Source organism: Halobaculum magnesiiphilum, from assembly GCF_019823105.1.
Lineage (GTDB): Archaea > Halobacteriota > Halobacteria > Halobacteriales > Haloferacaceae > Halobaculum > Halobaculum magnesiiphilum.
The window spans coordinates 1,548,975-1,566,765 of the sequence record NZ_CP081958.1; the positions used below are offsets into that span (position 1 = coordinate 1,548,975).

Annotated in this window: 14 protein-coding genes; 9 read left to right on the forward strand and 5 right to left on the reverse strand. The window is 73.6% G+C overall.

Annotation, left to right across the window (positions count from 1 at the left end; translation table 11 throughout):
* The first annotated feature begins 223 nt into the window (after positions 1-223).
* The 6 genes from K6T50_RS07860 (at position 224) to K6T50_RS07885 (ending at position 3,384) form a co-directional block, all read left to right on the forward strand.
* A complete protein-coding gene (locus tag K6T50_RS07860) occupies positions 224-805 on the forward strand; it encodes a GNAT family N-acetyltransferase (protein ID WP_345778647.1) in 582 nt (193 codons plus the stop codon).
* Positions 806-888: 83 nt separating this feature from the next.
* The gene (locus tag K6T50_RS07865) at positions 889-1,326 is read left to right on the forward strand and encodes a DUF5810 domain-containing protein (protein ID WP_222606085.1); all 438 of its coding nucleotides are present in this window, start codon (positions 889-891) and stop codon (positions 1,324-1,326) included.
* A 56-nt stretch (positions 1,327-1,382) separates the two neighbouring features.
* Positions 1,383-1,850: a DUF5809 family protein gene (locus tag K6T50_RS07870; RefSeq protein WP_222606086.1), complete on the forward strand. Its 468-nt coding sequence runs from the start codon at positions 1,383-1,385 to the stop codon at positions 1,848-1,850.
* 32 nt (positions 1,851-1,882) lie between these two features.
* Positions 1,883-2,284, forward strand: coding sequence for a hypothetical protein (locus K6T50_RS07875; RefSeq protein ID WP_222606087.1), 402 nt, complete (start codon positions 1,883-1,885; stop codon positions 2,282-2,284).
* A complete protein-coding gene (locus K6T50_RS07880) occupies positions 2,281-2,922 on the forward strand; it encodes an NUDIX hydrolase (protein WP_222606088.1) in 642 nt (213 codons plus the stop codon). The genes K6T50_RS07875 and K6T50_RS07880 overlap by 4 nt, the downstream gene beginning before the upstream one ends.
* An 87-nt stretch (positions 2,923-3,009) precedes the next feature.
* Complete coding sequence (locus K6T50_RS07885; protein WP_222606089.1) at positions 3,010-3,384, forward strand: rhodanese-like domain-containing protein; 375 nt, start codon at positions 3,010-3,012, stop codon at positions 3,382-3,384.
* On the opposite strand, the gene K6T50_RS07890 is transcribed toward K6T50_RS07885, so the two are convergent.
* From K6T50_RS07890 to K6T50_RS07910, 5 genes are all read right to left on the reverse strand, one after another.
* The gene (locus K6T50_RS07890; RefSeq protein ID WP_222606090.1) at positions 3,373-5,598 is read right to left on the reverse strand and encodes a CARDB domain-containing protein; all 2,226 of its coding nucleotides are present in this window, start codon (positions 5,596-5,598) and stop codon (positions 3,373-3,375) included. The two genes, K6T50_RS07885 and K6T50_RS07890, sit on opposite strands and share 12 nt — an antisense overlap.
* 184 nt (positions 5,599-5,782) lie before the next feature.
* Positions 5,783-6,076, reverse strand: a complete 294-nt coding sequence (gene yciH, locus K6T50_RS07895; RefSeq protein WP_073307091.1) for a stress response translation initiation inhibitor YciH — start codon at positions 6,074-6,076, stop codon at positions 5,783-5,785.
* A 125-nt stretch (positions 6,077-6,201) separates the two neighbouring features.
* A complete protein-coding gene (locus K6T50_RS07900) occupies positions 6,202-8,544 on the reverse strand; it encodes a transglutaminase TgpA family protein (protein ID WP_222606091.1) in 2,343 nt (780 codons plus the stop codon).
* Positions 8,541-9,635, reverse strand: coding sequence for a DUF58 domain-containing protein (locus K6T50_RS07905; protein ID WP_222606092.1), 1,095 nt, complete (start codon positions 9,633-9,635; stop codon positions 8,541-8,543). The genes K6T50_RS07900 and K6T50_RS07905 overlap by 4 nt, the downstream gene beginning before the upstream one ends.
* A 2-nt stretch (positions 9,636-9,637) precedes the next feature.
* Complete coding sequence (locus tag K6T50_RS07910; protein ID WP_222606093.1) at positions 9,638-10,636, reverse strand: AAA family ATPase; 999 nt, start codon at positions 10,634-10,636, stop codon at positions 9,638-9,640.
* A gap of 309 nt (positions 10,637-10,945) precedes the next feature.
* On the opposite strand from K6T50_RS07910, the gene K6T50_RS07915 reads away from it, so the two are divergent.
* The 3 genes from K6T50_RS07915 to mutL all read left to right on the forward strand — a co-directional run bounded on the left by K6T50_RS07915 (position 10,946) and on the right by mutL (position 17,780).
* Complete coding sequence (locus K6T50_RS07915) at positions 10,946-13,198, forward strand: hypothetical protein (protein ID WP_222606094.1); 2,253 nt, start codon at positions 10,946-10,948, stop codon at positions 13,196-13,198.
* A 104-nt stretch (positions 13,199-13,302) separates the two neighbouring features.
* Complete coding sequence (mutS, locus tag K6T50_RS07920; RefSeq protein WP_321170100.1) at positions 13,303-16,095, forward strand: DNA mismatch repair protein MutS; 2,793 nt, start codon at positions 13,303-13,305, stop codon at positions 16,093-16,095.
* Positions 16,092-17,780 (forward strand): DNA mismatch repair endonuclease MutL, encoded by a 1,689-nt coding sequence (gene mutL, locus K6T50_RS07925; RefSeq protein ID WP_222606096.1) that lies wholly within the window; start codon positions 16,092-16,094, stop codon positions 17,778-17,780. Before mutS ends, mutL begins: the two co-directional genes overlap by 4 nt.
* Positions 17,781-17,791: the final 11 nt, after the last annotated feature.

Below are 17,791 nucleotides of genomic sequence, written 5' to 3' on the forward strand. Positions count from 1 at the left end.
CCTCATTGAAAACCCGTTCATGTCGTCGGATTCCGCAGGAATCCGACTGCTGACGGGAAATCTTCGATTTCCCGTAATGCCAAAACTGCCGCTCGCTCGGGCCTAACGGCCCTCGCTCGCGGTACGCTACGTCGGCCGCGCCGCACCGCAACACACTATGGAGATGCCGCTTCATCGGTCGTCCGCCAGTTCACTTATCCCTACAACCTCCAAAGGGCGGGTCGTGACCACCTCGCGCGGCGCTGCCGCGGGCGATGACGAAACCGACGAGCCGCGGATCCGCCCGGCCGGCCGGGCGGACCTGCTCGGCGTGTTCCGCATCGAGAAGGCCGTGTTCGCCCAGCCGTGGCCCTACGCGGCCTTCGAGGGGCTGCTCGACGCGCCGGGGTTTCTCGTCGCGGAGGGCGATCCGGACGCCGGCGCTCGGGCAGCAGCGGGCGGGGACGCGATCGACGGCGCGATCGACGCCGGCGACGTGATCGGCTACGTCGTCGGCGACGTGACGCCGAACCACGGACAGGACATCGGCCACATCAAGGACCTCGCGGTGCGCCCCGACGCACAGGGGAGGGGGCTCGGCCGGCGGCTGCTCCGGGCGTCGCTGTCGGAGCTGGCGGCCGCGGGCGCGAGCGTGGTGAAGCTCGAGGTTCGCGAGAGCAACCACCGCGCCCAGGACCTGTACGACGACGAGGGGTTCCGGCCGGCCCGGCGGATCCCGCGATACTACGGCGACGGCGAGTCGGCGTTCGTGATGCGACTCGACCTGGGCGAGTGGGTCCGCGAGCGCAACGCGGGCGAGTCGTAGGTCTGGAGCCGACGCCGCCTCGCGGCCGCGGCCCGGCGACCGCGGACGGCAGTCGTTTTCACGCTCGGCGCCCCAGTCGGCGTATGGGATACGCCTGTCCGGTGTGCGAGACGCCCCAGCGCGACAGCGAGCACCTCGCGAACCACTTGGCGTTCACGGCGATGCTCCACGGCGACGAGCACGAGGACTGGCTGGACGAGCACGTCGACGACTGGGGCGACCGCACGCCCGCGGACCTGGCGTCGGTAGTGACAGAGTTCGCCGAGGAGACCGAATACGACGAGGTGTTCGAGGATACGACCGGTTCGGGGGCGACCGGCGGACACGGGCACTCGCACGACCACGGGGATCAGGAGCGCCCGGACGTCGCCGGCGGCGGTGGCATCGCCGAGGCGGTGACGGACGAGGCGGTCGAGTCGGTGCTGGAGGAGGCACAGGAGTTGACCGAGGAGATGTACGGGTTGGACGAGGACCGCGACGGCGACAGCGACGGCGACGGCGACGACGCGACCGAGGAGTAGCCGGTCGCGGTCCCGGAAGGGAACGACTCTTGGCTCGCACGCCCGCACCGACGGGTATGGACACCGAAGGGACGCTCGCGCCGGCGACGCCCGCGGAGGCCCGCGAGGAGTACGACACGCTCGTGCCCGCCGCGAAGGTCGCCGTCCGCGAGGCGGCGAAGGCGATGGAGTTCGACCGCGAGGAGTACGCCGACCGCGTCACCGGCGAGGTGATCGAGACGGTTCGCGACGCGCTGTTCGCGTCGCTGCTGGAGGTTCACGTCGGCACGCGCGAGGAGTACGAGGCGTGGCTCGACGACCACCCCGAGTACGAGTCGGACATGGCCGGCAGCGACAACGTCGACAACGTCGTCTGGCACCCGGTCGCGTTCGCGCCCGACGGCGAGGTCCCCAAGCCCGTGGTCGCGGCGACGTGGCAGGCCGAGCGAGAGGCCGCGCTCGGCACGCTCCGCCGGCGCGCGTTCGGACGGGCGTACCGACCCGTCGTCGACGACGGCGGCGAAACCGGCAGCGACGAGGCATAACGCGTTTTGCGCCGCCGTCCCCTACCGCGCCCATGCGACCGGTCACCCGGAAATTCCTCGTCGGCATCGTCGCCGTCGTCCTCCTCCTGCTCGCGCTCGGGGCGCTCCCGTCGTACCTCGGGTCGGGCGACCCGTACTACCTGGAGGCGACGCCCGCGGCCGAGGCCGACGGCCCCGCCTACGAGCTGAACGCGACCGAGGGCGGCATCGCCGAACAGCGGTTCCAGTACTTCTTCTCGGCGGTCGAGGCGGACGACGGGCGCTCGGAGGCGTACCGCCGGGGACCGTACGGCCTGAAGGAGGAGTTCAGCCACTCGCCGTTCGACGAGCTGTCGACGTTCCGGGAGTTCGCGCCCGCGGGCGCCGTCGACGGCGACGCCGTCTTCGTCCGGTACAACGATACCCGCTACCGCGTAAGCGTCGTCCAACCGTGAACGACGACAGCCGCGACGCGAACGACGCGAACGACTCGGAGGCGGCCGCCGACGAGTGGACCACCGACGAACCCGACTTCGGCGACGGCCGCCGCCACGACTGGCCGGGCGAGCCAGAGTGGCCCGTGCTGGAGACGGCGGTGGAGTACGAGACGGGGTGGGTGACGGCCGGCTACGACCTCGTCGAACACCCCGACGGCTCGACGAAGAAGTACTACTGGTCAGAGCTGGCGACGGCCGTGGTCGTCGTTGCCCGCGCCGGCGACGATCTCCTCATGGTCGAGCAGTACCGCCCGACCGTCCGCAACACGCAGCTTGAACTCCCCGCGGGCATCGTCGAGGCCGGGGAGTCGTACACCGGAGCGGGCCGGCGGGAGCTGCGCGAGGAGACCGGCTTCGCCGCCGACTCGCTCTCCGTGCTCGGCGAGGTGCAGTGTACGACCGGACTGCTTCGCCACACCCGCGGGTTCGTCTTCGCGGAAGGGTTGGAGCCCGTCGGACAGGAACTCGACGACAACGAGTACCTCGTCCCCCGGGCGGTCCCCGTCGACGAGGCGGTCGACGTGGTCCGCTCGCCGCCGACCAACGACGCGACCCTCGAGGGCGTGCTGCTCGCCCGCGAGGAGGGGGTGCTGTAGCCGGGACGGTCCGGTCGGCGATCGACGGGGTCCGACGGGGTCGCCGACGGCGGAGCGCTTTTCACCCGGCGACGGCTCCCCACGGGCATGGACGGCGAGATCACGCCCGACGAAGTCGAGCGGCTCCTCGCGGAGGACGCGGACGTCCGCGTCGTCGACATCCGCTCGCCGGGGGCGTACGAGCGCGGCCACATCCCCGGCTCCGAGAACGTCCCGTTTCAGGAGCTACCCGACCGGGTGGCGTCGCTGACCGGGAGCGAACACATCGTGACGGTGTGCCCGCACGGCAAGGCGAGCGTCCAGGCGGCGAACCTCATCACGTCCTTCGAGGGGACGACCGACGCGCGCGTCGAGAGCATGGCAGGCGGGCTGGAGGCGTGGGACGGCGAGCTCGAAGCCGGCGTCGCCGACGCGGACGGGGACGCCGCCGCGGCCGACGACGGCCCGCAGTCACCCTTCTGACCGGCGCCCCCGCAGGGCCGCCAGCGCGAGCGCGAGCGCCAGCGACGCCGCGGCCGCGCCGACGCCGAATCCGGGGGCGGAGACGCCGAGGTCGTCGGCGTCCCCGTTCGCGTCGCCACCGCCCGCGTCGTCCCCGCGTTCCCCGTCAGCCGCCTCGACGGTGAGCGACGCGGTCGCGTCGCCGACCGACACGGTGTAGGTTCCCGGCTCGTCGACGCGGATCGGTACCCGCAGCGTCGCTGCGTCGTCGGGGGCGACGCGGACGCGCTCGGTCGCGACCGTGCGGCCGTCGACGCGGACCGCGAGGTCGCCCGCGGCGGGAACCGCCCCGTCGGCGACGACCTCGGCGGTCACCAGCACCGCGTCGCCGGCGGCGACGCTCGTCCGGTTCAGCGACACCGCGGCGACCGAGGGCGTCGACGGCTCCTCGACGAAGACCTCGTAGGTGTGCCCGCGCACCGTCAGCGCGTACGTCCCGGGCTCGGTCGGCGTCCACGACAGCGGCACGGTCGCGTTCTCGCCGGCCGAGAGCGTCCCGTTGGCGACGGCGACCGTCCGGTCGTTCGCCGCGAGCGCGACCCGGTAGTCGCCGGCGGCGCCGCCGTCGTTCGAGACCGACAGCGGGACGGTGACCGTCTCGCCGACGGCGACCGTGACGGGCGGCGCGAGGCTCCCGTTCCGGAACTTACTCCCGACGCCGACCTCCGCCGGCGAGTCGACCGCGATGCGAGCGACCGGGGTGCCGAACGCTGTCTCGTGGGCCGATGCCGACCACATCTCGGGGACGGCGTCCGTCCGGACGACCCGTCCCGTCTCCTCGGCGACCGACTCGTCGCCGGCCTCAGCGACGAGCGCGAGGAAGCGGTCGCCGGAGACGGGGGCGGACTCGGGGTTCAGGCGAGCGAACACCGTGTCGAAGCTGGCGCCGCCGTCGGCGGCCAGCCGGACCCGGCGGTCGGTCTCCCCGACGACGAGCGAGCCCTTGCGGTAGGGCGTGGCCGTCGTCCACGTGTCCGGGTTTGCAAGCACGTCGTCGGCGTACGGCGCCTCGGCGCCGCGTTCGAGGTGGTCGGCGAACGCCGGGAAGTCGATCAACCCCTGTCGGAGCGCGAGCAGGGCGGCGTAGTAGTCGGCCGAGCCCTCGATCACCCAGCGCGTCTCGGCGGTCGTCGTGAACGACTGCCGCGTGTGGACGTACTCGTGGAGCCAGGCGCTTCGGGGGTCGGCGAGCGGCTCGTCCGCGCGAACCCACGCGTCGGCGTCGCCCGTCTGGATCCCGGCGACCCCCCAGTCGACGCCGGTCGGCGCGGCGACGAGGAACACCGACTCGTCGCGGTCGCCGACGCGGAGCGTCTCCGAGGCCGACGCCAGCGAGTCGAGCACGCGGTCCGGCGTCGCCCGCATCGCGTCGGCCGACGCGGCGGGGACGACGAGCCGGAACGTCTGCCCGTTCGCGCTGTGCTCGCGGACGGTGTGCTCGCCGAGGAACGCCACGCGCTCGCCGACGGCGCCCGGGCCGTCGGTCGTCGCATCCCGCGAGAGTCCCACGGTGTCGCCGCGGTAGCGCCACGACACGCCCGTCCCCGGAACCTGCACGAGTGCCCAGGGGCCGGGGTCGACGAAGACGTACCCCTCGTCGCCGGCGGCGGAGGCGGATGCTGTGGCTCCCTTCAGCGTTCCGCCCGAGAACGCTGGTTCGGCCCGATCGAGCCGGCCGGACGTGGTCGTCCGGTTGGCCGGGAGGCGATAGCGGATCGTCGGCGCCGCCGTCTCGCCGTCCCACTCGTAGGTGTCGCCGTCTGTCGCGTCGAACCCGTCGGTCGCCACCGACTCGGCGTCGGCGGCGATCCGCGCCTCGATGGCGGTGACGCGGTCGGGGGCCTCGAACCGGAGCGTGACCGCGACCGAGCCCGGCCGGTCGGGCGTGAGCGCGAGCGTCGTCGTGAGCCGGATGTCGTCGCCAGCGGCGGTCGAGGCGGCCGTCGGCGACGACGGCGACGACGACGGTGAGACGGTTCTCGGCGACGACGTGGAATCGATCGCCGCCGGGGGATCGGAACCGACCCCCGTCGGAGGCGTGACGTGAGCGATAGCTACGGCGTCAGCGTCGGCGTCGCCGCCGGCGTCAGTCGCCGGCGCGGCCGCGACCGCGGGCGCGACGAGCGACGAGACGAGGCAGACGACGACGAGCGCGACGAGGCCTCGCTGCTGCATTGGCTCCCGGTAGCGCGAGGGCGGCTAAAGCCGTTGGCGTCTCGGCTGCGTCGGTCGGCCGGTCGCCGGCGGGGCCGAGGCCGGGGCGCGTGTCGGCCGTGCGCGACGACGCAGTAGCTCGCGGCGTCGAAAACGGGAGAACGAAACGCGACTGCTCGAGTGCGGTGTCAGGTCGGTCCGATGGTCACGCGACGTTGAACCCCTTGTCGCGGAGGAACCCCTCGACGCGGCCGCTGTGGTTCCCCTGCAGTTCGATGGCGCCGTCCTCGACGGTGCCCCCGCAGGCGAACTTGGACTTCAGATCGCTGGACAGCGAGTCCATGTCCACGTCCTTGGGATCGAATCCTTCGATGACCGTTACCTCCTTCCCGTACCTGCGCTCGTCGATGCGGATCGAGATCTCCTGAGACTCCTTGGCCACGTCCTCACAGACGCAGAGTTCCTCAGGCAGACCGCACGTCGAGCATACCTCGGACATTTCCGCCCGAACCTACAAGAGCGCCGTATTAAATCCTGTCGGGTGTTCGCATACGGATTCCGACCCACGGGCGCGCGGTCGCGGGGAATCCGGACGGACGCAGGGGGCAGCGGCCCGAACGTCGATCACGTCGGTTTGCCGGCGCCGCCCAGGCGCCGGAGCACGGGGGCGTGCCGACGGATCAGGTCGTCGACCGCCTCGACGGCCCGCCGGGCCTCCGCCTCGTCGACGCCGCCGCCGTAGCGGGCGCGCTCGTACGCCTCCGCGACGGTGCGGGCGGACTCGCCGAACCGATCGCGCGAGAGCGCCTCGACGTACTGCCGGGGCGTCTCGCCGGGACGGCGCGACCGGTAGACGACCGACGCGAGGTACTCCAGACGCCGGAACGCCCGCTCGGCGTCCGTGTCGGGGTCGGCGCTGGACTGGTGGAGCAGCCAGATCGTCCGTCGGACCCGCCCCGTCAGGCCGAAGCGGCGCGCGCCGGCGACGACGCCGACCAGCGCGGCGGCGCCGACGGCGACGTCCTCGCGGGTGGGCGCCCACCCCTCGTTTCCGTCGCCGCCGCCGGATCCGCCGCCGGCGGGCGTCGCGTTCGCGGTGAGGCCGCCGGGGCCGGCGGTGGCGACCGTCGCGTTGCCGAACTGGTCGATGCCGGGGTCGATCGCCTCGACGCCGGGCGCCGAGTCGGCGGGGGTGGATCCGCTGTCCGGCGTCGCGGTCGGCGTCTCGTAGCTCCCGTCCTCCGAGCCCGCGGCGTCGACGTTCTCCTCGCCCTCCTCGCGGGCGGACTCGACGCTCGCCTGTTCGGCGGTCTCGCGCGGACCCGAGGGAGTTGGGTCGAACTGGACCCAGCCGTGGCCGGGGAAGTACACCTCGACCCACGCGTGCGAGTCGAGACCCCGGACGACCCACTCGTCCTCGGCGACGCGCTGGCCGGACGTGTAGCCGGTGACGAACCGGGCCGGGACGCCCTGGGTTCGCAACATCGCGACCATCGTCGTCGCGTAGTAGACGCAGTAGCCCGCGTTCATCTCGAACAGGAAGCTGTCGGCGGTGTTCCCCTGCGGCGGGGGTACGTCCAGCGAGTACTCCTTCGTCCGTTCGAGGTACCGCTCGATCGCGACGGCCGCCTCGTAGGGATTCGACGCGTCGGTCCGGTCGATCACCTCGGCGGTGCGCTCGCCCACGCGGTCGGGCGTGCTCTCGGGCAACTGCGTGTACCGCGAGGAGACCGACGACGGGTAGTCCGTCCCGGCGCGGCGAAGTTCCCCGGGGGTCGCGTTCGGGCGCCGGCTGACGACGGTGTAGGTGTCGTTCTCCAGCAGCGTCGTCCCGGGCTTGAGCCCGTCGTGGTCGGTCACCTGCGCGGTGTCGGCCGCGCGCCCGCGGAGCTCGACCGGCTTCCACGCCGCCGGCAGCGCGTCCATCTGCCCGCGTGCGGTCACCCGCTGGGCGAGGCGGTCGCTCTCCCCGGGCGGGTCGCCGAGCGATCCGGGGCCGGTGTAGGGAGTCGTCTCGCCCGTTCTGACCCACCTGCCGCCCGTGTAGCGGTCGTACGAGCCGACGCGCCAGTAGGCTGGCTCGTCGGCCTCGACGGTGAAGCGGACCTCGGGCGAGAGGCGGATGCTGCCGAGCACGCCGACGGAGTCGGTGTTCGCCACCAGGCTCGACTCGACGGTCGGGGAGTCGCCGCCGGGGAGCACGGGGTTCGTCGCGCTCCCGGGGACGACGGTGACGACGGAGGTGACGACGACCATCGCCGCGACGACGACCGCGAGCGTGTCCCACTGGGCGAGCACGCCGGAGCGCCCGGCGGCGGACAGCTCGGAGAAGCCGACCGCGAGGGTGACCCCGACGGCGGCAGCGAGGGCGACGCCGACGCCGGCGTCGCCGGTGAGGACGAAGAAGCCGGTCGTGGCCGCGCCGACCGTCGCCGCGGCGGCGTAGCGCCGACGGACGAGGAGGTACGTCGACAGGAACGTCGGCACCGGAACGAGGAACAGCGCCCACGCGCCGGCGTTGAGCAGCCGCAGCACCGACAGCCCCGTGAGCAGCGCGAGCACGTCGCCGACGACGCGCCCGGCCGTGAACAGCGCGCGCGCCGACGGCGGCACCGACATGAAGTACCCGACCAGCGCGAGCGCGAAGCCGACGGCGGTGAGGCCGACGGCGGTCCGCTCGCGGAGGAAGCCGCCGAGCCACGCGGCCGCCGCCGCGACGAGCGCCACCTCCATCAGGAGGAGTGTCGCGCCGCCGACCACGTCGACGACGTGGTGGAACACCGCGAGGAACGACGCGACCGCGAGGGCGACGCCGGCGGCCGCCGGCGTCCGGACCGCCGCGGCGACCGAGTAGCGGCCGGCGGCGTCCCCGTCGTCGCCGGAACCGCCACCGCGGTCGGCGGAGCCGTCGCCGGCGGTCCGTCCGGATCCCATCCCGCCGAACCGGTTTCCGACGGGAGTGCTCACGCGATCACCTCCCCGTCGCCGGCGGCCTCGCGACTCCCTCGGGCGCGGTCGAGGCGCGGGTCAGGTCGGGAGACGCCGTACGTCGCGGGCCGGTCCGAGCGGAAGTCGGCGAACTCGTGGTCCTCGCCGGCGACGGAGACGCGAACGGCGTCGGCCTCGCCGTAGACGGTGACGTCCGCGTCGGCGTCGGCGACGCGTCCGGGCCCGATCACCGCCAGGCGCTCCAGCAGGCGCACCTGGCTGCCGCGCTCGCCGGTGACGGTGAGCGTCCCGTCGGGGAGGGACACGTCGACCGGGACGCCGTCCTCGACGAGCGCGAGCGCGAGGCTCGCGGTCGCCTCGGCCATGCCGTCGGCGGCGCCGGGCGCGGCGGCCGCGCCGGCCGCGACCGAGACCGCCTCCGTCTCCGCCTCCGCGGAGAACTCCTTCACGATGAGGTCGTCGCGCTTGGCGGTCGACTTCCAGTGCACGTCGCGCAGCGAGTCGCCGCGGGCGTACTCGCGGAGGCGGTCGAACTCGCGGCGCTCCTCGTGGACGCCCGTCTCGTGGAGCGCGCGCAGGTCGCGGCGGGCCCAGCCGGCGATGGCGTGGACCGCGGGGTAGACGAGCACCTCGTCCGTCTCCGTCGTCGAGAGGTCGGTCTCCGCGAGCCCGAGCGCGTCGCGGGCGGTCACGCCGGCCGGGCCGAGGCGGTGGCGCCCGCGCGACTCGTAGGTAACGTCGTACTCGACGGGGACGGCGCCGACGACCGTGTCGAAGACGACCCGGTCGGCGGCGACGCCGTCGCCGACCCGCTCGCGGACGCGGCCGGCGAACGGGCGGTCCATTCCCTCATCGACGCTCGGGCGGGGGCCGTCGCGGTCGCCGAAGAACAGCCGGACCGGGTACGTCCGGCCGACGTGGTCGTCCGGCGGCACGTCGCGCGCGACCGCCGGGGGCTCGACCCAGCGCAGCTGGAGATAGGCGGCACTCAACGCGACGACGGCGGGCACGACGACGGCGTTGAGTGATCGCGGGCCGAACGCGAGCCCGGAGGCGACGGCGACGAGCGCCACGGCGACGACCGTCTTTCCACGTCGGGTGAGTCGCATGGTTACTCGACTGCCACGGACGAGAGGGCGTCCTCGACCACGTCGAGGCCGGACTCGCTGCCGGTCCGGGGGCGGACGCGATGGGCGAACACCGACGGCGCCTCCGTCTGCACGTCGTCGGGGACGACGTAGTCGCGGCCGTCGATGACGGCGCGCGCCTGCGAGGCGCGCACGAGGGCGATGCTTCCGCGGGGACTCACGCCGAGCTGGGCGTGCTCGCGGGTGTAGGTGGCGAGGTCGGTGACGTACTCGCGCACGGGTTCCGAGACGCCGACCTCGCCGACGGTCGCGCGGGCGCGGCGAAGCTCTTCGGTGGTCGCTACCGGCTCCAGCGACTCGATCGGGTGCTCGCCGGCCGTGCGGTCCAGCATCTCCGTCTCGTCGGCCCGGTCGGGGTAGCCCAGCCGGAGCTTCTTCATGAACCGGTCGATCTCCGCCAGCGGGAGCTCGTAGGTGCGCCCCGGCTCCACGTCGTTCTGGGTCGCGATGACAGTGAAGGGGTCGGGGAGGCCGCGGGTGACGCCGTCGACGGTGACCTGCCCCTCCTCCATCGCCTCCAACAGCGCCGACTGCGTCTTCGGCGGCGCGCGGTTGATCTCGTCGCCAAGGACGATGTTGGCGAACACCGGTCCCGGCCGGAACTCGAACTCGCCGGTCTTCTGGTTGTACACGTTGATCCCGGTCACGTCCGACGGGAGGAGGTCGGGCGTGAACTGGACGCGCTTGAACTCGCAGTCGACCGAGGTCGCCAACGAGCGCGCGAGCATCGTCTTGCCGACGCCGGGCACGTCCTCCAGGAGGAGGTGGCCCCGGCCGAGCACGGTCACGAGGATGTGCTCGACGGCGGCGTCGTTGCCGACGATGACGCGGGCGACGTTGTCGGCGACCCGATCGACGAGGTCGGCCGCCTCCGAGACGGGAAGCGGCGCGAGGTCGTGGGGCGTCCCCTCCGGGTCCGCGCCGTCGCGGTCGGTCTCGGGCTCGGCCTCCGCGTCGCTCACGCGTCGTACACCCCGGCGGGAGAATACACCCGGATGCGGGCTGTCTGGGTGCCGTTCACAGACCACGTCAAGGGCCGAACGGACCTAACTCTGCCGCATGCGGACGTATGTCACGCCGAACCGTCACGGCGTCGCAGTCGTACCGTTCCGGGGACCTATCGAGCCGTCCGGATCCGAACGAAGGCGCGACGAGCCGACCGGAGCGAACCCGATCGCTTCGGGTGGAACTCGGCCGCCGACCGTCCGAAACCTGGCCGGTCGACTGAGAAAGGATTAGGTAGGTCCGATTTCGAGGGATAGCCGATTCGGGTGCGAGACATATCAGGTGCCCCACGCGGTTCGTACGGACAGGGCTTCGTAGAGCGCGTCGTCGAGGCGGCCGACCGGGCCGAGGCGACGCTCGACGCCGACGCCGGCGCCGAGACCGTCGCGGCGACGCTGTGTGCGGCGCTGTTCGGCGACGTGCTGGGGTACGACCCCGACGCGTACGAGCTGGACGGTCGCGTCGGGCGGCTCCGCGACGACGACGGCGCCGTGAGCGCGACGTTCGCGGCGGTCGGACGCGACGCCGAGAACGTGGGTGCCGCGGTGGTCGCGGCGTTCGAGGCCGCCAGCGCCGAGCCGACGGCTCGATACGTCGTCGCCGGGGGCTTCGACCGGCTGCTCGTCTTCGAGCGCCTCGACCGCGGGGGAGCCGAGAAGGGAGGGGACGGCGGAAGCGCCGGGGACATCGAGAACGCCGAGGACGGCGAGAGCGCAGAGGAGGTCCGGACCGTCGCGGGCGTCTCCGCGGTCACCCACACCGAGATCCCGCTGGCGCGGATCGTCGACGCCGGGCGCCGGGGGCGGCTCTCGAAGACGCTCCGGCCGGCTCAACAGCTCGCCGTCGCGAAGCTGACCGCGTTGCGGCCGGCGGAGCTGTCCGCGGTCGACGAGGCGGGCGATGTCGACGACGCCGACGGCGTCGGTACGTCCGGACGCCACGCCGTCGCCGACGACGACGGGCTCGACACGCTCGTCGGGACGCTGCGCGACTGCCTCGGCGACCTGCTCGCGCCGGCCGTCGAGTCGGCGCAAGCGCGGCTCGTCGACGACCTCGACGGCTACGACGAGCGCGCGGCCGACCTCCGGGACGCGGTCCGCGCCGCCCGCCGCGGCGACGGCGACGAGACCGCCGCCGGGCCGGCCCGCGCGCGACTGCTCGCCCACGAGCGCGACCACGCCGACGCGCGGGCGCTGCGTGCCGCCTACGGCACGTGGGTCCGCGGCGCCGGCCGGACGGGCTTTACGCCCTCGGAGAACCGCCGGGCGTTCGCCCGCGTCGTCGCCTTCCAGCTGGTCGAGGAGGCGCTGCTGGAGCGGGTGCTCGCGGGGACGGACCTCCTCGACGAGGCGCTCACCGGCGACGCCGTCGAGCGGTTCGAGGAGTTCGCCGAGGCGACGGGCGTCGAGCGCGACGCGGGCGACCTGCTCGGGCTGGCCCGCGAGCGACGCGGGACGGTGTACGACCGCCGTGCGCCGGATCTGGCCGGCTGGGCGCTCGACGACGACGGGGTCTGTGCGGCGCTCTCGCGGACGGTCGGCTACCTCGATCACTTCTCCTTCGACGGCGACCCCGACCGCGCGGTCGCCGCCTACGACCGCCTGCTGTCGGTCGCGGACCTCCACGGCATCGACACAGATCCCGCCGAGCCGGACCCGCTTCCCGAGGCCCTGCTCGACGCGGCCGGCTACGACGCCTCGGCGGAGGCGGACCTGCACGGGATCGATGGCGACCTCCTCGACCCCGCCGTCGGCGACGGGCGGTACCTGCTCGCGTCCGCGGAGCGGCTCCGTTCGGGGCTCGCGGACGCCGAGCCGGCCGACCGGCTGCGGACCCTCGGCGACCGGCTGACGGGCGCGAGCCCGGACCCGCTGGCGTGTCGCGTGACCGAGACGCGGCTGTTGCTGCGGCTGCTCGGCGACTACCGCGAGGCGCGGTGGGAGGACCCGACGTTCACGCTCGACTCCCTTCCGGTATACTGCACGAACCCCCTGATCCGAGACGGCCACGAGCCGGCCGCCCTGGCCCGGGAGGACTACAACTACGTGGTCGGAGCGCCGCCGGCGACGCTGCGGCGCGACGTGGCCGACGGGCCCGTCGCGGACGCGTACGCCGACTACGAGGCGGCGTACTACACCTACGACACCTCCGCGCTGTACGTCGAGCGCGCGAGCGACTGGCTCGCCGAGAACGGGACGCTCGCGCTCCGGGTCGCCGGCCGGTTCCGCGACACGCGGTTCGGGGAGAAGCTCCGCGAGCGCATCCCGCAGTGGTACCGGCTGGAGGCGCTTCGGGAGGTCCCGGGCGAGGCGGCCGGCGGCACCCCGGTCCTGCTGGTCGCGCGGCGCTTCCGGAGGAACGAGTCGGTCGTCGACCCCGACGAGTACGAACCGCCGACGTACGGCTTCACCTACGCCGAGGGGCTCGCCGACGGGGGCGTGCGGCGCTCGTCGGCCCGGCTGACCGCCGAGCACTGGGAGTGGGACGCCGACGGCGACGACGACGAGATCGGGATCTGATCGGCGGCGCGCTCGGCGAGTCGGACCGGGTCGGTGCGAAACCCTTTCGCCGCTCGCCCGCCCGCTGGCAACCAACGACTATGGTCACGGGAGCGCCGGCGACGATGCTCGACCGCCGCGAGGAGCTGACGCCGATGCTCGCCCAGTACGTCGAGGTCGCCGAGCGATACGACGACGCGATCGTTCTCTTCCGCGTCGGCGACTTCTACAAGGCGTTCTGCGAGGCCGCCGACGAGGTCGCCCGCGTCTGCGAGCTCACCCGGATCGAACGCGAGGACTCCACCGGCACCTACACCGCCTGCGGCATCCCCGTCGACAACGCCCCGAAGTACCTGAAGCGCCTGCTCGACGCCGAGTACCGCGTCGCCGTCGCCGACCAGGTGGAGGACCCCGAGGAGGCCTCCGGCCTCGTCGAGCGCGCGGTCACGCAGGTGCTCACCCCCGGCACCGTCGTCGAGGAGGAGTTACTCGCCGAGGGGTCGAACACCTACGTCGCCTGTGTCGCGAGCGAGGCCGAGGGAACCGAGGCCTCGGCCCGAACGGGGAGCGGAGCGACCCGTGAGGACGAGGACCAGAACGACCCCGCCTACGGCGTCGCGTACGTCGACGTGTCGACCGGCGAATGCGCCGTCACCGCCGGCGACGCGGCCGCCGTCGACGAGGAACTCGCGCGGATCGACCCCGCCGAACTCCTCGTCGCCCCCGGCGTCGACCCCGCCGTCGTCGACGGCGCCGACTGCATGCGAACCGAACGCGACCCGGAGACGTTCGACCCCGAGGCCGCCCGCGGGGTGCTCGACCGCTACGCCGACCCCGACCGGTTCGACGCCGCCGAGCGCGTCGCCGCCGGCGCGCTGCTGTCGTACGCCGAGTACACCCAGGGCGACGACGGCCCCCTGGAGTACGTCCGTCGCGTGCGGCGGTACGACCCCCGGCGCTCGCTGCGCCTCGATGCGACCGCGCTCAGGGGGCTGGAGCTGTTCGAGAACCACGTCGGGTCCGGGCGGACGCTGTTCGACACGCTCGACGAGACGCGCTCGGCGCTGGGCCGTCGGCGCCTGCGCGCGTGGCTTCGTCGACCGCTCGTCGACCGCGAGGCGATCGAGGCGCGCCACGACGCGGTCGCGGCGTTCGCCGAACGCACGCTCGCCCGCGAGGCGGTTCGCGACGCCCTCTCGGCCGCCTACGATCTGGAACGGCTCGCGGGGCGGATCTCCCGGGGGCGCGCGAACGCCCGCGACCTCCGGTCGCTCTACGACACGCTCGCGGCGGTGCCCGACATCCGCGAGGCGATCGGCGGCGTCGACGCGCTGGCCGAGGTTCGCGGTGACCTCGACCCGCTCGACGACCTCCGTGAGCTGATCGACGAGGCCGTCGTCGAGGAGCCCCCCCAGGAGATCACCGAGGGCGGCGTGATCCGCGCGGGCTACGACGGGGAACTCGACGAGATCCGGACGACCGCCCGCGAGGGACGCGAGTGGATCGCGAACCTGGAGGAGCGCGAGCGCGAGCGCACCGGCATCGACAACCTGGAGGTGGGGTACACACAGGTCCACGGCTACTACATCGAGGTGACGAACGGGCAGCTCGAGAAGGTGCCCGACGACTACACCCGCCGCCAGACGCTGAAGAACTCCGAGCGCTTCTACACGCCCGAGCTGAAGCGCCGCGAGGACGAGATCCTCGGCGCCGAGGAGCGCGCCGACGCCCTGGAGTACGAGCTGTTCGCCGACCTGCGCGACCGGGTCGCCGACGAGTCCGACCGGATCGGCGCGCTCGCGGACGCCGTCGCCCGCGTCGACGCGCTCGCGGCGCTCGCGACCGCAGCCGTCCAGCGCGACTACGTCCGCCCGGAGATGGGCGCCGACGGGATCGCGCTCGATCGCTCGCGACACCCGGTCGTCGAGGAGACGGAGCCGGAGTTCGTCCCGAACGACGCCGCCCTCCCGCGGGGGACCGTCGCGCTGATCACCGGCCCGAACATGAGCGGGAAGTCGACGTACATGCGCCAGGTGGCGCTCGCGGTCGTGCTCGCGCAGGCCGGCTCGTTTGTCCCCGCCGACGCCGCGCGCCTCCCGGTGGTCGACCGGGTGTTCACCCGCGTCGGCGCCAGCGACGACATCGCCGGCGGCGAGTCGACGTTCATGCGCGAGATGCGCGAGCTGACCGACGTGCTCCACGACGCGACCGGCGACTCGCTGGTCCTGCTCGACGAGGTGGGCCGCGGCACCTCGACGGCCGACGGCCGGGCCATCGCCCGCGCGGCCGTCGAGTTCCTCCACGACGAGACCGGCGCGACGACCCTCTTCGCGACCCACTACCACGAACTCACGGATCTGGCGGACGAGTACGAGCGCGTCGTCAACCGCCACTTCGCGGCGACCGAGCGCGACGGCGTTCGCGGGAGCGAAGCTCCCGCGAGCCAACCAGAAACGCCCCGCGTTTCTGGTGACGAGGTGACGTTCCTCCACCGGATCCGCGAGGGGGCCGCCTCCTCGTCGTACGGCGTCGAGGTCGCCGAGCTGGCGGGCGTTCCCGAGTCCGTCGTCGCCCGCGCGCACGACCTCGTCGCCGCCGACCGCGACCGCGACGAGGGAGAACCGACAGTCGACGCCGGGTCCGGGTCCGGGTCCGGGTCCGCCGGGGCGACACCCCAGCGCACGCTCGACGAGATTTCGACGAACGGGCACGGCCACGGCGACGACGGCGGCGACGCGCCGTCCGCCGACCCCGAACCGCCCGCCGTCCGCGACGACGCCGTCGCCGACCTGCTCGCGGACCTCCTCGACCACCCGCTCGCGGAGACGACGCCCTTGGAGGCGCTGAACGCGCTGCACGAGTACCAGCGCCGCGCCGAGGAGGCCGCGAACGCCGACGACGCGGGTGAGAGGGCGTGAGCGAGGAGTCGTCCGGTACAGCGGTCCGCGAACTGTCCGAGGACACCGTCGAGCGCATCGCCGCGGGCGAGGTGATCACCCGGCCCGCCCGCGTCGTCGCCGAGCTGGTGGAGAACGCGCTCGACGCCGGCGCCGACCGGATCGAGGTGGCCGTCGACGGCGACGGCACCGACCGGATCCGGGTCGCCGACGACGGCCGCGGGATGGGCCGCGAGGACGCCGCCCGCGCGGTCGAGCCGCACACGACGAGCAAGATCCGTGCGGCCGACGACCTCCGAACGTCGACCACGATGGGCTTTCGCGGCGAGGCGCTGGCCGCGATCGCCGACGCCGGCGACCTCGACCTCGTGACGAGCGACGGCGCCGCGGTCGGAACGCGCGTGACCGTGTCGGACGGCGAGAAGACGGTCGAGGACGCCGGGCGCGGGCGCGGCACCACGGCCGTCGTGACGGACCTGTTCGGCGACCGCCCCGCGCGCCGGGAGTCGCTGGCGTCGCCCGCCAGGGAGTTCGGCCGAATATCGGAGCTGCTCACGTCGTACGCGCTCGCCCGACCCGAGGTGGCGTTCTCGCTGGACCACGACGGCCGCGAGACGGCGTCGACGCCGGGAACCGGGCTCCGGGACGCGCTGGTGGCGCTGTACGGCCGGGAGACCGGCGGCGAGTCGACGGCGGTCACCCACCGCGCCGGCGTCGATCTGGCCGACCGGTCGGCCGACCTCACCGTCGAGGGGCGGCTCTGTTACCCCTCCACGACCAGGTCGACCCGCGAACACGTCCACGTCGCCGTGAACGGCCGACCCGTCCGCGACGACGACCTCCGCAAGGCGGTCGCGCGGGGGTACGGCAGTCTCCTCCCGAACGGTCGCGAGCCGGTCGCCGTCGTCCGCCTCGACCTGCCGGCGTGGGCGGTCGACCCGAACGTCCACCCCGCGAAGGAGCGCGTCGCGATCCGCGGGGGCGACGCCGTCGCCGACGCGGTCGAGGCGGGGGTCCGGGAGGCGCTGACGACGGCCGACCTCCGCAGGTCCGGCGAGGTGGCGATGGATCTCGACTCCTCGCTTTCGCCCGCAGAGGCGACGGAGTCGGACTTCGCCGACGCGACGGTGCTGGGCGTGTTCCGCGACCTGTACGTCGTCTGCGAGGCCGGCGAGGACCTGCTCGTCGTCGACCAGCACGCCGCCCACGAGCGCGTCAACTTCGAGCGCCTGCGGGAGGCCCTCGCGGACGAGGCGGTGCCGTCGTCCGAGCTGGACCCCGCGGAGACGGTGACGCTGGATCCGCCGACCGCAGCGGCCGTAGAGGAGCACCGCGAAGAGTTGGCGACGCTCGGCTTCTCAGTCGACCCGTTCGGCGGGACGACCTACCGAGTCACGGCGGTGCCGGCGCCGCTGGGACGCGTCGCCGACGCGGACTCGCTGCGAGGGGTCGCGACTGACCTCCGGGAGTCGGGCGGCCGCGGCGGCGACGCCGCGGCGGCCCTCCGGGAGGATCTGCTCGCGGATCTGGCCTGCCATCCGTCGCTGAAGGCGGGCGACGCGCTCGACCGCGAGACGGCGGGGCGGCTGGTCGAGCGCCTCGGCGAATGCGAGCAGCCGTACGCCTGTCCGCACGGCCGCCCGACGGTGCTGTCGGTCGGGGCGTCGACGCTGGCGGACGGGTTCGAGCGCCACGGCTCGCGGTGATCCGCCGGGGC

What these genes read in the sequence shown, in the direction of transcription:
- K6T50_RS07865 (WP_222606085.1), top strand. Translation starts at nt 889, where the DNA reads ATGGGATACGCCTGTCCGGTGTGCGAGACGCCCCAGCGCGACAGCGAG.
- K6T50_RS07870 (WP_222606086.1), top strand. Translation starts at nt 1,383, where the DNA reads ATGGACACCGAAGGGACGCTCGCGCCGGCGACGCCCGCGGAGGCCCGC.
- K6T50_RS07875 (WP_222606087.1), top strand. Translation starts at nt 1,883, where the DNA reads ATGCGACCGGTCACCCGGAAATTCCTCGTCGGCATCGTCGCCGTCGTC.
- K6T50_RS07885 (WP_222606089.1), top strand. Translation starts at nt 3,010, where the DNA reads ATGGACGGCGAGATCACGCCCGACGAAGTCGAGCGGCTCCTCGCGGAG.
- K6T50_RS07890 (WP_222606090.1), bottom strand. Translation starts at nt 5,598, where the DNA reads ATGCAGCAGCGAGGCCTCGTCGCGCTCGTCGTCGTCTGCCTCGTCTCG.
- yciH (WP_073307091.1), bottom strand. Translation starts at nt 6,076, where the DNA reads ATGTCCGAGGTATGCTCGACGTGCGGTCTGCCTGAGGAACTCTGCGTC.
- K6T50_RS07905 (WP_222606092.1), bottom strand. Translation starts at nt 9,635, where the DNA reads ATGCGACTCACCCGACGTGGAAAGACGGTCGTCGCCGTGGCGCTCGTC.
- mutS (WP_321170100.1), top strand. Translation starts at nt 13,303, where the DNA reads ATGCTCGACCGCCGCGAGGAGCTGACGCCGATGCTCGCCCAGTACGTC.